We start from the raw sequence: 12,724 nt of genomic DNA on the forward strand, positions 1-12,724 counted from the left end.
GGCGCTGAAAAGAATTGCCGGAAATCGGCGGTACCTCGCCAGGCCGGGTCGCAGCTCGCGAGCGCTCAGCCGAACCTCGTCATCACGTGCTTGACACGGGTGTACTCGGCAAACGCATACGCCGAAAGATCCTTGCCGTGGCCGGAGTGGCCGAAGCCGCCGTGGGGCATCTCCGCCACCAGTGGCCCGTGCGTGTTGACCCACACGCAGCCGAAGTCCAGCTCGGCCGATACCCGCGTCGCGACGGCGAGGTCGCGGGTCCAGACCGACGATGCCAGACCGTACGGGACGCCGTTGGCCAACGAAACCGCCGAGGCCTCGTCCGAAAAGGACTGGACCGTGATCACCGGCCCGAAGATCTCCTCCTGGACGATCTCGTCGTCCTGCCGCACTCCCGAAATCACCGTGGGCGAGAAGAAGAACCCGCGTGCGCCGAACCGTGTCCCGCCGGTTTCGATGCGGGCGTGTGAAGGCAGCCGCGAAATCAGGCCCTCGACGCGTGAGAACTGCGCTGCGCTGTTCAACGGCCCGTAGTCGACGCCCGGCGTTTGTGCCGAAGCCGCCTTCGCGAGTGAGGCGACGAAGTCGTCGTGGATCGACTCGTGCACCAGTACCCTGCTGCCCGCCGTGCAGTCCTGGCCCGCGTTGTAGAACGCCGCTCCGGCGATGCCCTCGACCGTCGAAGCGAGGTCGGCGTCGGGGAACACCAGCAGTGGTGCGTTGCCGCCCAGTTCCAGGTGGGTGCGCTTGAGGTCCGCGGCCGCCACGGTGGCGACGTCGATGCCCGCGCGCGTCGATCCCGTGATCGAGACCAGGTCGGTGCCCGGGTGGCGGACCAGCGCGCGGCCGGTGTCGCGGTCGCCGGTCAGCACGGTGAACGCCCCCGGTGGCAGGAACTCCGCCGCCACCCGGGCCAGCAGCACCGCCGTCGACGGTGTCGTCTCGGCCGGCTTGAGCACCACCGTGTTGCCCGCCGCCAGCGCCGGTGCGATCTTCCACACCGCCATCATCAGCGGGTAGTTCCACGGCGCGATCTGCGCGCAGACCCCGACCGGCTCACGGCGGATCACCGACGTGTGGCCCGGCGCGTACTCCCCGGCCGCGGTGCCCTCCAGCTGCCGTGCGGCCCCGGCGAAGAACCTCAGCGCGCTCACGCACTCCGGGATCTCCTCCTCGAGCACCACCGACCGGATCTTGCCCGTCTCGCGCACCTCCAGGTCGGCGAATTCGGAAGCCCGCGCTTCCAGGGCGTCGGCGATCTTCAGCAAGGCCAGCTGCCGCTGCGCCGGCGTGCTGCGACGCCAGACCGCAAACGCTTGCGCGGCGACCGCCATCGCCTCGTCCACCTCGGACTGCGAGGCGACGGGGCTGGTGCCGAAGACCTCGCCGGTCGCCGGGTCGGTCAGGTCGAGCGTGCGGGTCATGCCTTCTCCAGGTGGGTCGGCGCGAACAGCTTCAGCAACGCGGGGAGGACGACGACGGACGGCCCGGGCGTGCGCAGCGCCTTCGCCAGGTCTTCGCCGACCGTGTCCGGAGTGGACAGACACGCCGGCACGCCGAAGGAGGCAGCCAAGGCCACGAAGTCGGGCCGGGCCAGCTCGGTGGCCGTCGTCCGGCCGAAGGCGTCGGTGAGGTACTCGCGGAGGATGCCGTAGCCGCCGTCGTCGATGATCAGCCAGGTGACGTCGAGGTCGTGTTGCACCGCGGTGGCCAGCTCGGCGACGCCGTACATCGCGCCGCCGTCACCCGACACCGCCAGCGTCGGGCCTCCGGCGACGGCGCCGCCGAGCGCGCCGGGCAAGCCGTAGCCCAGGCCGCCCGCGCCCTGCGCGGTGTGGATCGGCGCGCCTTCGGGGTTCCACGCCGACCAGGCCCAGTACGCCGCGATCGTCATGTCCCAGAACGTCTGCGTGCCCTCGGGCAGCGCCGCGCGGATGTCGTCGATCAGCTTCCGCTCGGCGGCCAGGTCCTGACCGTCCAACCGCGACTCGACAGAGGACAGCAGCGAAGAAACCGCCTTCTCGGCCCGGCCGTCGGAGCGCCGCATCGGCACCCACTCCAGCAGCGCCTGCAGCGTGAGCCGGACGTCGGCGTGGATGCCCAGGCCCGGGTAGTTCGACTCCAGCTTCCCCAGATCGGCTTCGACCTGGATCACCCGGCCACGCGGGGCGAACTCCCGGTAGTTGCTGGACAGCTCGCCCAGGCCGGAACCGAGCACCAGCAGCACGTCGGCGGCGGCGAGGAACTCCGTGGTGTGCCAGTCCTCCAGCCACGACCGCCCGGAAAGCTCGTGGCCCCAAGGAAAGACACCCTTGCCGCCGAACGTCGAGATCACCGGCGCCCGCAGGGCCTCCGCCAGCGCCAGCAACTCCGCATGCGCGCCGGAGCGCAGGGCGCCGCCGCCGGCGAGGATCACCGGGTTCGACGCCGCCGCCAGCAGGTCGGCCGCCGAAGTCACCAGTTCGGGAAGCGGAGGCAAAACCGGCGGTGCGGCCGAGACCGACGTGATCGGCGGGAGTCCGGCCGGGCCGAGCAGCACGTCCTGCGGGATCTCGACCCACACCGGCCCGTAGGGCGCGGTCGCCGCCGACGTCCACGCCTCCCGCAGGGCTGACGGGAGCTGGCTCGCGCGCCGCACGACGTGCACCGACTTCACGACGTCCCGGAAGCTGGCCTGCTGGTCGGGCAGCTCGTGCAGGTACCCGTGCCGTCCGCCGCCCAGCCCGGCGACCGGGACCTGGCTGGAGATCCCGAGCACGGGCACCGAAGCGGCGCGGGACTCCTGCAGGGACGCCAACGTCAGCAGCGCGCCCGGGCCGGTGGAGACGATCAACGGCGTCACCGGCACCGGGCCGTCGGGGTCGGCGGCGAGCCGGGCGCGGGCGTGCCCGTCGGCGGCGAAGGCGAGGTTGTTCTCGACGCGCCCGCTGATCACGCGCAGGTCGCCCGCGCGCCGCAGCGCCTCGAACAGGCCCAGCGCGTGCTGGCCCGGCAGGCCGAACACCGTGTCGGCGCCCAGCGCCCGCAGCGTCTCGACGACGACGTCGCCGCCGATGCGCGTCATGCGCCCTTCCCCAAGGTCAGCAGGCTCACCAGGTCGTAGGCGACGTGGGAGGCCGCGATGGCGGTGATCTCGGCGTGGTCGTAGGCCGGGGCCAGCTCGACGACGTCCGCGCCGACCAGGTTGAGATCACGCAGGCCGCGCAGGATCTCCAGGAGCTCACGGCTGGTCAGCCCGCCCGCCTCGGGCGTGCCGGTACCGGGGGCGTGCGCCGGGTCGAGCACGTCGATGTCGACCGAGACGTACAGCGGCCGGTCGCCGATGCGCTGCCGCAGCGCGTCGACGGTCTCGGCCACCCCGCGGCGCAGGACGTCGCCGGAGGTGACGATGCCGAAGCCCAGCCGCCGGTCCTCTTCGAGGTCACGCTTGCCGTACAGCGGCCCGCGCGTACCGACGTGCGACAGCGCGCTCGTGTCGAGGATGCCTTCCTCGGACGCCCGCCGGAACGGCGTGCCGTGCGTGTACGGCTCGCCGAAGTAGGTGTCCCAGGTGTCGAGGTGCGCGTCGAAGTGCAGCAGGGCGACGGGTCCGTACTTCTTCGCCGCCGCCCGCAGCAGCGGCAGCGCGATGGTGTGGTCGCCGCCGACGGTCACCAGCCGCGTCCCGCTCGCCTGCAGTGCTTCGGCTTCCTGCTGCAGCGTCTCGATCGCCTCGCCGATGTTGAACGGGTTGACGGCGATGTCGCCCGCGTCCACCACCTGCCGTTCGGCGAACGGCGAGACGTCCAGCTCCGGGTGGTACGGCCGCAGCAGCCGGCTCGCCTCGCGCACGGCCGCCGGGCCGAACCGCGCGCCGGGCCGGTAGGACACCCCGGAGTCGAAGGGCACCCCGACCACGGCGACGTCGGCGTGGTCGACCTGGTCGATCCGCGGCAGCCGCGCGAAGGTCGCGAACCCGGCGAAGCGCGGGATCCGGGACGAGTCGAGCGGGCCGACCGGGGGCATGTCGTTCACTGCTGAGGGCTCCTGTTCTCGTGGTCAGGCTCGGACGGGCGCGGGGGTCTCCGCGGCTTCGGGATCGGCTTCGGGATCGGCCTCGGCGCCGCTGAGGCGCCGGGTCCAGACGGTGAGGATCGCGTCGGACGTGCGGGGCGTGGCGAAGCTGACGGCCAGGTAGACCACCAGGCTCGCGCCCAGGCCCCAGTAGATCGGGGTGTTGGCGTCGACGCCGTCGATGATCATGAACGCGACCACGCACACCGTGCCGGCGACCATCGACGCGTACGCGCCCTGCCGGGTGCCGCGCTTCCAGAACAGCGCGCCGACGATGGCCACGAGCAGGCCGCCGACCAGGATGTCGTAGGCGATGGTCAGCGCGTTGACGACATCGTCGACGATCATGGCGATCCCGATGGCGATCAGCCCGAGCACGAGGGTGGCGATCCGGTTGCGGCTGACTTCGCCGCCCTTCTTCAGGCCCAGCTTCGTCAGCAGGTCCGACGTCGTGGTGGTCGAGCAGGCGATCAGCGCGCCGCTCGCCGTCGACATCATCGCCGAGAGCGCGGCCGCCAGGACCAGGCCGCGGACGCCGGTCGGCAGCAGCCGCTCGACGATCGTCGCGAAGGCGTCCTGCGCGCTGGCGATGTCCGGGTACAGCGCGTGCGCCGCGGTGCCGATCAGGGCGCCGGCCAGGCCGTAGACCAGGCAGTAGACGCCGGAGGTGATGCCGCCGGACGTCGCGATCGCCGGCGTGCGGGCGGTGAACACGCGCTGCCAGATGTCCTGGCCGATCAGCAGGCCGAAGGTGTAGATCACGAAGTACGTGATGATCGTGTCGGTACCGATCGAGGTGAAGCTGAAGAAGCTCGCGTCGAGCTTGGCGCTCATGCCGGAGAAACCGCCGGCGGAGCCGATCGCGACCGGCAGCAGGATGGCCAGGATGCCGATGGTCTTGATGACGAACTGGGCGATGTCGGTGAGGGTGATCGACCACATGCCGCCGAGCACCGAGTAGAGCACGACGATCGAGCCGCCGACGGCGATCCCGGCCCAGTTCGGCAGGTCGAACAGCACCTTGAAGATGGTCGCGAACGCCAGGGTCGAGGTGACCGTGAGCATCAGCGTGTAGCCCCACATCACGACGCCGGACACGGCGCTGGTGCGGCCGCCGTAGCGCAGGTCGAGCATCTCGCCGACGGTGTAGACCTTCAGCTTCACCAGCCGGCGGGCGAACAGCGCGTGCAGCACGAGGATGCCGACGCCGATGCTCACGACCAGCCACATGCCGGAGATGCCGAACTTGTAGCCGAGCTTCACGCCGCCGACCGTCGACGCGCCGCCGAGGACGACGGCCGACATCGTGCCGGAATACATGAACCAGCCCAGCCGCCGCCCGGCGACCAGGTAGTCGGACTTGGTCTTCGCGAGCCGGAGGCCGTACCAGCCGACCCCGATCATGCCCGCGATGTACAGCGCGATCACCGCGTAGTCGCCGGTCACGGTGTCCTCCTTGCCGCCGGAGTGTCGTTTCGGGTCACCGTAGGTTCGCCCGCCACGCCGGTGGGATGGGATGATGCATCTTCAAATCGACTTGGGCGAGGATGAAATGGCCACAACCCCGGATTCGGTGTCCACGGAGGTGAATGTCCCGTTACGGGACGTGGTCGGCAACCGGGAGCTAGCGCTGGAGGTCGTCCCCGAAACGCTGCGGCCGGGCGCGCTGGACCTCCCCGTGCGCTGGGCCCACGTCAGTGAGCTGCAGAACCCCGCGCCCTACCTGGTGGGTGGCGAACTGATCCTCACCGCGGGTGTCGACCTGCCCGAGCGGATCGACCGGTACGTACGCGGGCTGCGGGACGCCGGCGTGACGGCGCTGGGCTTCGGCCTCACCCCGACGGTGCACGAGACCCTGCCGGAATCCCTGCGCCGGGCCTGCGCGCGCCGCGGGCTGCCGCTGCTGGTGGTGCCTCCGCGCACTCCGTTCCTGGCGATCAACCGGGCGGTCTCGGTCGCGCTGACCGAGGCGGGCCAGCGGGAACAGCGGCGGATCACGGCGGCGCGCGAGACGCTGACGCGGGCGGCGGGTGGCGGGCTCGGCGAGCTGACGTCGTCGCTGGCGGCGGTGCTGCGGTCGTGGGTCGCCCTGGTCGGCGCCGGGGACGTGCTGGCCTCGGCGCACGACGCGCCCGTGCCGCTGCCGCTCCCGGTGCGGGAGCTGATGGCGACCGTGCGGGCGGGCAGCGGGATCCGGAGCGCGACGACCGAGGTCGACGGCGGGTTCGTGGTCGTCCAGCCGGTGTACCCGCAGGCCACGGCGTCGCACCTGGTGGTCGTCGGCCGGTCCCGGCGGCTCGAAGGGGCCGACCGGGCGATCCTCGCCGTCGGAGCGGCCTTGCTCGGCCTGGTCGGCCGCGCGGGTTCGGACGCGGCCGAGCTGGGCGCGGCGGCCACCGGCCTGCTGCTCGGCCGGACCTCGCCCGGCGAGGTGGCCCGGTCCCTGCTGGGGTCGGAGGTCGTCCGGCTGGTGGCCGGCGCGGCGTACCGGCGCGGCCCCGGCGAGGTGGCCCAGCGCCCGGACTGGCTGCGGGCGCGGCTGGACACGCCCTTGGTCTCGGTGCTGCCCGGGCCTTCTTTCACGGCCGTCGCCGGCGCCGTCCCGCTTCCGGTGCTGGAGGACCTGCGCGAGCACGGCTGGCTCGCGGCCGTGGGCTCGCCGGTGCCCGCCGGGCAGCTGGCCGACTCCGTGGCGGAGGCCGAGCTGCTGCTTTCGCGTGCCCGCGCCCTGGGCCGTCCGGTCGTGGCGGGCAGCGGGCCGCTGGACTTCGACGCCCTGCTCGATCCGGCCGCGGCGGGTGGCTTCGCGGCGAAGGCCCTGGAGCCGTTGGTGGCACTGGACCGGTCGCAGGACCGGCAGCTGGTGCTGACGTTGCGGACGTGGCTGGCCCACCACGGCGGCTGGGAGCCGACGGCGGCGGAGCTGGGCGTGCACCGCAACAGCGTCCGGCACCGGATCGCCCAGGCCGAGCGGGCGCTGCAGGTGGATTTGTCGGATCCGGAGACCCGCATGCGGCTGTGGTTCGCGCTTCGCTGGGCCTCACCGGACGCACACGGGTAACTGGTCCACGAAATCCGCGCCCGCAGGGCCGCCGACCGTGACGAGCAGGCCACGCAGGCGAGGCTCCTCGTGTCGAGCATCACCGAGGAGTCTTACCCCCTCAATGCCGAATTCCGGACGCTGGAGCTGGCAGGCGTGGTGTGGAACTACAGCGATATGCCGATCTTCAATCTCGTCGTCGCCATCCCGGAAGTGGGCACGGGGCAACAGGGATTCCGGATCGTGAAGCCGGGTGAATCGGTGCGGACCCGGCTCGTCCTCCACCTGCCCGAAGGTGGCGGCCCGGTTGATGTCCTGCGTCCGCGCCGGCTGGGGCTGAGTCTTCATTTCCTGGACGGGCGTGGACGCCACTGGCACCGAAGAGGAGCGGCCCAGCCCACGCGTGTCCTGCGGGATGCCCTCTCGGAGAACGTGCCGCTGGAGAGCTTCCGGGACACGGCCTCACCGGACGCACAAGGTCCTTAAAGGGCACTCTCAGGAAAATATGGGATTGTGGGCTCGTGCGAGTTTTGGTAGTCGAGGACGAAGAACCCCTGGCCGACGCGATCGCCCGCGGCCTGCGCCGCGAGGGGATGGCGGTGGACGTCGCGCTCACCGGGGACGACGGGCACGAGAAGGCCGCCGTCACGCGGTACGACGTCGTGCTGCTGGACCGGGACCTGCCCGGGATGTCCGGGGACGAGCTGTGCCGGGAGATCGTCGCGTCCGGGGAGCTGACCCGGGTGCTCATGCTCACCGCGAGCAGTTCGGTGTCCGACCGCGTGGACGGGCTGTCGATCGGTGCCGACGACTACCTCGCCAAGCCGTTCGCCTTCCCCGAGCTCGTCGCGCGGGTGCGGGCGCTGGGCCGCCGGGCCACGCCGGCCGCGCCGCCGCTGCTCACCGCCGGGGACGTCGAGCTCGACCCGGCCAAGCGCACGGTCCGCCGCGCGAGCGGGCCGATCGAGCTGACCCGCAAGGAGTTCGGCGTCCTCGAGGTCCTGCTGCAGGCCGCGGGATCCGTCGTCAGCAGCGAAGAGCTGCTCGAACGGGTGTGGGACGAGAACGCCGACCCGTTCACCACGACCGTGCGGGTCACCGTGATGACGTTGCGGAAGAAGCTCGGCGAGCCGGGGATCATCGAGACCGTCGTCGGCTCCGGGTACCGGGTGCCGGAGCCCGGCGCGCCGCGCGCGTGAACCTGCCGGGCACCCGCACGCTCCGCGCCCGGATCACGCTGCTGGCGACCGTGCTGGTCGCCGCCGTCAGCCTGCTGCTGCTCTGGCTGGCCTGGACGCTGGTCCGGGACTCGCTCGACGCCGTCCCGCAGATGCCGCCGGGGAGCACGGTGGTCGTCGACGGCGTCGAGGTCGACGCGTCCTCGCTCGCCGAGCACCTGCGCGTGCACGCCCGCGACCGGATGCTGCTGTTCGGCTCGCTGGCGTTCCTGCTGGTGGTGGCGGCCGCGGCGATCCTCGCCTGGACGTTCACCTCGCGGGTGCTGCTGCCGCTGCGCGAGATCACCGGCACCGCGCGGCGGCTGTCGGTCGAGTCGCTGGGGGAGCGGATCGGCGAGATCCGCTCTCGCGACGAGCTGGCCGAGCTGGCGAGCACGTTCGACGACATGCTCGACCGGCTGCAGGCCGCGTTCGACGCCCAACGCCACTTCGTCGCGAACGCGAGCCACGAGCTGCGGACGCCGTTGTCGGTGATCCGCACGGAACTGGACGTCACCCTCGCCGACGACGAAGCCGACGTCGCCGAGCTGCGCCGGATGGGCGGAGTGGTCCGCGACGCCACCGAGCGGGCCGGGCAGCTGGTCAACTCGCTGCTGCTGCTGGCCCGCACGGACGGTGCCGGCCTCGGGGTGCGCGAGCCGGTCGACCTGGCGGCCGTCGTCGACCGGGCCTGGCGCGCGGTCCGCCGCGAGGCCGAGCAGCGCGGCATCCGGGCTTCGTTCGCGACGCCGCCGGCTTCGGCGTTCGGCGACCCGGCGCTGCTGGAGCGGATCGCGGGCAACCTGCTGGAGAACGCCGTCCGCCACAACGTCGACGGCGGCTGGCTGGACGTCGTCACCCAGCCCGGGCCGCGGTGGTCGACGCTGCGGGTCCGCTCGTCCGGCGGTCTGGTGGACCCGGCGGCGGTGCCGGAGCTGTTCGAGCCGTTCCGCCGCGCCGGCGTGGCCCGCACGGCCCGCTCGGGCGCGGGCCTGGGCTTGTCGATCGTCCGCGCCGCGGTGGCGGCCCACGGCGGAACGGTCACGGCGGAACCGATCGTGGGCGGCGGCCTGGGCGTGACGGTCCACCTCCCGGTCCGCTGACCCGTGATTGAAGGGTCAGCATGCGTGATTGGAGGGACGACACGCCGACGCTCGCTCGATCCGGAGTGTCGACCCCTCAATCACGCGTCTCGACCCCTCAATCACGCGTGTCGACGCCTTGATCACGTGTTGGGCTGAGGGCGAGGGCGGCGCGGAGGACGCCGGCCGCGTGGAGCATGGCCGCGCGGGCGTCCGGGTCCACGCCGACGCGGTTGGCGAAGCCGTGTAGCTGGCCTTCGTGACGGCGGTGGACCAAGGGGACTCCGGCGGAAGCCAAGCGGGCCGCGTAGGCCTCGCCTTCGTCGCGCAGCAGGTCGAAGCCGCACGTTGCCACGTACGTCGGGGGCAGGCCCGTCAGGTGGTCGTCGTAGAGGACCGATGCGCGGGGGTCCTTGTAGAGGGCCGGGTCGCGGAGGTACTGCTCGCGGTACCAGCTCCACTCGTCCCGGTCGAGGCGGAAGCCCGAGCCGAACTGGCGGTGCGACTCCGACTCGCCGAGAGCGTCGGTCGCCGGGGTGAGCAGGAGGCTGAACACCGGGCGGGGCAGCTCGCCGCGGGCCGCCGTGTGGGCGACCACCGCCGCGAGGTTGCCGCCGCTGCTGTCGCCGCCCACCGCCAGCCGGTCCGGGTCGATGCCGAACTCCGCCGCGTGGTCGTGCACGTGGGCGAACGCCGCCACCGCGTCCGACGCCGCCGCCGGGAACGGGTGCTCCGGGGCGAGCCGGTAACCGACCGACACCACCCGCACCCCGGCTTCCTCGGCCAGCAGCCGGCACGCGCCTTCGTGCGTGTCGAGGCTGCCGAGCACGAACCCGCCGCCGTGGAAGTACACCAGCGCCGGGCCGCCCGCCGGGACGCCCTCCGGTTCGTACAGCCGCAACGGCAGCGGCCCGCCCGGCCCGGGCCACGAAGCGTCGCGGGTCCGGACGCCCGGGCAGATCCCCGCGCCGGCGAGCGCGCCCGCCAGGTTCAGCTCCCGCCGCGCCCGCGCGAGGTCGCCGTTCTGATGCGGCGCGTCGAACGGCGCGAACCGCGACACCTGCATCAGCACGCGGGCGGAGAGCACCGGCTGCCGCCCGTCCACCACCACCGGACGGCCGGCGATCACGCGCAGCACCGGCTCCGGCAGCCGCAGCAGGAACCGCAACCCGGTCATGATCGACCACACGAGCATCCGTCTCACACCGTATACAGTGGACACCCGCGCGGGAAGTTTCAACAAATGTCCGCGAAAATCGGATTCGCGTACAGCCAGAGGTCCTCGAACGGGTTCGCCTGGCCGATGACGTCCGGCGTCGGCTCGGAATCGCCGTTCGTGCCGCGGACCCGCACGTAGAACGGCTCGCGCACGTTCCGGAAGGTGTGCCGGAAGACGACCTGCCGTCCCGGCGCCCAGCGCGGCTCGAACGACTCCACGACCCGCGTGCCCGGCGCGGTCATCGTGTCGCGGTCGGTCACCGGGCCGGTGACCGGGCCCGCGACGACGTCGAGGCGGGCCAGCCGCGGCACCGTGCCGCCGCCGTTCGGCCGGGACGCCAGCCGCGCGCTGATCACCAGCGTCACGTCCGACCCGCGCCGGACCCGCAGGCGCCCGCCCAGGGTCGCCGAGGAACCACGGCTGTACGCGCCGACCTGCAGATCCTGCGCGAGGCCGCCGTGCACACCCCAGATCCGGCCCGCCCGGAGGCCCTCCAGGACGCCTTCGAGGCTTCGCCGCGTGACGCCGACGTACGTGCGGCTGAACTCGCCGGGGTAGAAGTCGGCGTACGGCGCGAGCAGCTGCGGGACGCCGGTGTCGACCGGGTCGGGGAACTTGCCGCTGGTGTCGTACCAGCCGTCCGGCACCTGCGGGCGGACCAGCGTGTCGCCGCGGTTGTAGTGGGAGTCGGAGTTCGTCGTGACCCACCACGGCTTGCCCTCGGCGAGCAGCGAGTCCCAGAGCCCGCCGACCTTCGCCGTCGCCCAGTCCCAGCCGCCGTGCGTCCGGTACGCCTCGGCCGGGAAGCCCGGCCACGAGTTCGCGCCGGGGTTGTTGACGTAGCCGCCGCGCGCGCCGCCGTTGCCGAGCGGCTTCGGGAAGCCGTCGGCCTGCGCGCCGGGTGCGCCTTCCATGCCGATGACGATGGCCGGGGCGGCGTCGCGGTAGGCCCGCAGCTCGTGCGGGGCGACGCGGCCGTTGCGCAGCGGGTGGTTGACCAGCACGACCGGCGCGTGGATCCGCCGCGCGCGTTCTTCGTCCGAGAGCCACCGCAGCGCCCGGAGGGCGAGGGCCTCGTTCGCCGGGCTCGACGCCTCCGAGTTCGTCAGCCGCCAGTCGAAGGTGCGCTCGAACTCGCGCAGCTTCGCGGCCTGCCGGTCCCCGGCCTGGAAGAACACCGTCGCGTGCTCGGCGCCCGGGACGTTCCACTCCATGCCGTGCCACAGCAGCAGGTCCGGGTACTTCCGCCGGGCGGCGAGGAAGTCGGCTTCGGTGGGCTCGACCGACGCCTTCTCGTGCTCGGCGTGGCCGTGGTCGGTGAAGACGATCCAGTCCGCGCCGTGCGCCCGGCCGCCGCGCGCGATGTCGTCGATCCGGTACATCGCGTCGTAGGAGTACTGGCTGTGCGTGTGGTGGTCGCCGACCAGCCACTGGTAGCGGCCGCACAGGCGGCTCAGGTCGGCGTCGGACTCGGCGGAAGCAGGGGCCGGGAGGGGCACGCCCGCGGCGGCGGCCGCGAGCCCGGCACCCTTGAGGAAGCGGCGTCGATCGGTGGTCACGGCGGGACGCTAAGCCGCCGGGGTGAACGGGCGGTGTCCCGGCGGCCAACGTGTGCTGTGATCTTGGGTGTGGTCCGAGTGGTGGTGGCGGTCTTCGCGCTCGCGTTGGCGGCCGGGGTGGGGCTGGCGTTCTTCATCGCCGCGCTCGTCCGGCCGCCGGACCTGCCGGTCGACACGAACCCGGCGCCCCTGGCGGGGCACACGCTGTGCGCGGCGGTCGTCGTGGTGTTCCCCTCCGACGCCGAAATGCGGGCGGCCATGCCGTCTTTCCACGACGACCCGAAGGTCCGGCGGGTGTTCGTGGACCCGCCGTCGGTCTCCCTGCTCGCCGTCCCCGGCACCGACCTGAGGGCCTGGGCACAGGAGCTGCACGCCCGCTACCGGACCGCCGAGCGCGTGACGGTCATCGACTCCGACACGACGGCGGCGCAGCTGAAACTCACTGCGCCGCCGCCGAAGTGCCCTCGCGAGGGCGAGTACTGAAAGCCGTGAAGGCCTCCTTCCCGGCTCTTATGGCCGGGAAGGAGGCCTTCACGGCTTTTGGTCAGGAAGCG

The 12,724-nt window shown here is 72.5% G+C and carries 11 protein-coding genes; 5 read left to right on the forward strand and 6 right to left on the reverse strand.

The annotated features are described in order from the left end of the window. Window positions 1–65: 65 nt before the first annotated feature. Genes AB0G28_RS31215 through AB0G28_RS31230 form a run of 4 tightly spaced genes read right to left on the reverse strand, consistent with a single transcriptional unit; the run spans window position 66 to window position 5,499 of the window. Window positions 66–1,424, reverse strand: coding sequence for an aminobutyraldehyde dehydrogenase (locus tag AB0G28_RS31215; RefSeq protein ID WP_361097013.1), 1,359 nt, complete (start codon window positions 1,422–1,424; stop codon window positions 66–68). Beyond that, entirely contained in the window at window positions 1,421–3,064 is a 1,644-nt protein-coding gene (locus tag AB0G28_RS31220; protein ID WP_361097016.1) for a thiamine pyrophosphate-binding protein, read from the reverse strand. The genes AB0G28_RS31215 and AB0G28_RS31220 overlap by 4 nt, the downstream gene beginning before the upstream one ends. Then, window positions 3,061–4,005: an agmatinase gene (gene speB, locus AB0G28_RS31225; protein WP_361097048.1), complete on the reverse strand. Its 945-nt coding sequence runs from the start codon at window positions 4,003–4,005 to the stop codon at window positions 3,061–3,063. Before speB ends, AB0G28_RS31220 begins: the two co-directional genes overlap by 4 nt. Before the next feature lie 33 nt (window positions 4,006–4,038). Beyond that, window positions 4,039–5,499, reverse strand: coding sequence for a sodium:solute symporter (locus tag AB0G28_RS31230; RefSeq protein ID WP_361097019.1), 1,461 nt, complete (start codon window positions 5,497–5,499; stop codon window positions 4,039–4,041). A 160-nt stretch (window positions 5,500–5,659) separates the two neighbouring features. Between AB0G28_RS31230 and AB0G28_RS31235 the strand changes: the two genes are divergently transcribed. The 4 genes from AB0G28_RS31235 to AB0G28_RS31250 all read left to right on the forward strand — a co-directional run bounded on the left by AB0G28_RS31235 (window position 5,660) and on the right by AB0G28_RS31250 (window position 9,413). Continuing rightward, window positions 5,660–7,114: a PucR family transcriptional regulator gene (locus AB0G28_RS31235; RefSeq protein WP_361097022.1), complete on the forward strand. Its 1,455-nt coding sequence runs from the start codon at window positions 5,660–5,662 to the stop codon at window positions 7,112–7,114. Window positions 7,115–7,183: 69 nt separating this feature from the next. Next, window positions 7,184–7,579 (forward strand): hypothetical protein, encoded by a 396-nt coding sequence (locus tag AB0G28_RS31240; protein WP_361097024.1) that lies wholly within the window; start codon window positions 7,184–7,186, stop codon window positions 7,577–7,579. Between the two features lie 35 nt (window positions 7,580–7,614). Beyond that, a complete protein-coding gene (locus AB0G28_RS31245; protein ID WP_361097027.1) occupies window positions 7,615–8,292 on the forward strand; it encodes a response regulator transcription factor in 678 nt (225 codons plus the stop codon). Next, window positions 8,289–9,413, forward strand: a complete 1,125-nt coding sequence (locus tag AB0G28_RS31250; RefSeq protein WP_361097030.1) for a HAMP domain-containing sensor histidine kinase — start codon at window positions 8,289–8,291, stop codon at window positions 9,411–9,413. Before AB0G28_RS31245 ends, AB0G28_RS31250 begins: the two co-directional genes overlap by 4 nt. 97 nt (window positions 9,414–9,510) lie before the next feature. Here the strand turns inward: AB0G28_RS31250 and AB0G28_RS31255 are convergent, their stop codons facing one another. Both AB0G28_RS31255 and AB0G28_RS31260 read right to left on the reverse strand, forming a co-directional pair. Continuing rightward, window positions 9,511–10,587 carry an alpha/beta hydrolase gene (locus AB0G28_RS31255; protein WP_361097051.1) on the reverse strand — a complete coding sequence of 359 codons (1,077 nt, stop codon included), beginning with the start codon at window positions 10,585–10,587 and terminating at the stop codon, window positions 9,511–9,513. Window positions 10,588–10,628: 41 nt separating this feature from the next. Continuing rightward, window positions 10,629–12,170, reverse strand: coding sequence for a PHP domain-containing protein (locus AB0G28_RS31260; RefSeq protein ID WP_361097033.1), 1,542 nt, complete (start codon window positions 12,168–12,170; stop codon window positions 10,629–10,631). Window positions 12,171–12,239: 69 nt separating this feature from the next. Here AB0G28_RS31260 and AB0G28_RS31265 point away from each other — a divergent pair, with 69 nt between their 5' ends. Further along, the gene (locus tag AB0G28_RS31265; RefSeq protein WP_361097053.1) at window positions 12,240–12,653 is read left to right on the forward strand and encodes a hypothetical protein; all 414 of its coding nucleotides are present in this window, start codon (window positions 12,240–12,242) and stop codon (window positions 12,651–12,653) included. Window positions 12,654–12,724: the final 71 nt, after the last annotated feature.

It is taken from the genome of Amycolatopsis sp. NPDC021455 (assembly GCF_040640995.1).
In the GTDB taxonomy this organism is placed as follows: Bacteria; Actinomycetota; Actinomycetes; order Mycobacteriales; family Pseudonocardiaceae; genus Amycolatopsis.

Excerpts from the sequence above, each read along its gene's own strand:
- AB0G28_RS31215 (WP_361097013.1), bottom strand. The coding sequence starts at position 1,424 with ATGACCCGCACGCTCGACCTGACCGACCCGGCGACCGGCGAGGTCTTC.
- AB0G28_RS31220 (WP_361097016.1), bottom strand. The coding sequence starts at position 3,064 with ATGACGCGCATCGGCGGCGACGTCGTCGTCGAGACGCTGCGGGCGCTG.
- AB0G28_RS31255 (WP_361097051.1), bottom strand. The coding sequence starts at position 10,587 with ATGCTCGTGTGGTCGATCATGACCGGGTTGCGGTTCCTGCTGCGGCTG.
- speB (WP_361097048.1), bottom strand. The coding sequence starts at position 4,005 with ATGCCCCCGGTCGGCCCGCTCGACTCGTCCCGGATCCCGCGCTTCGCC.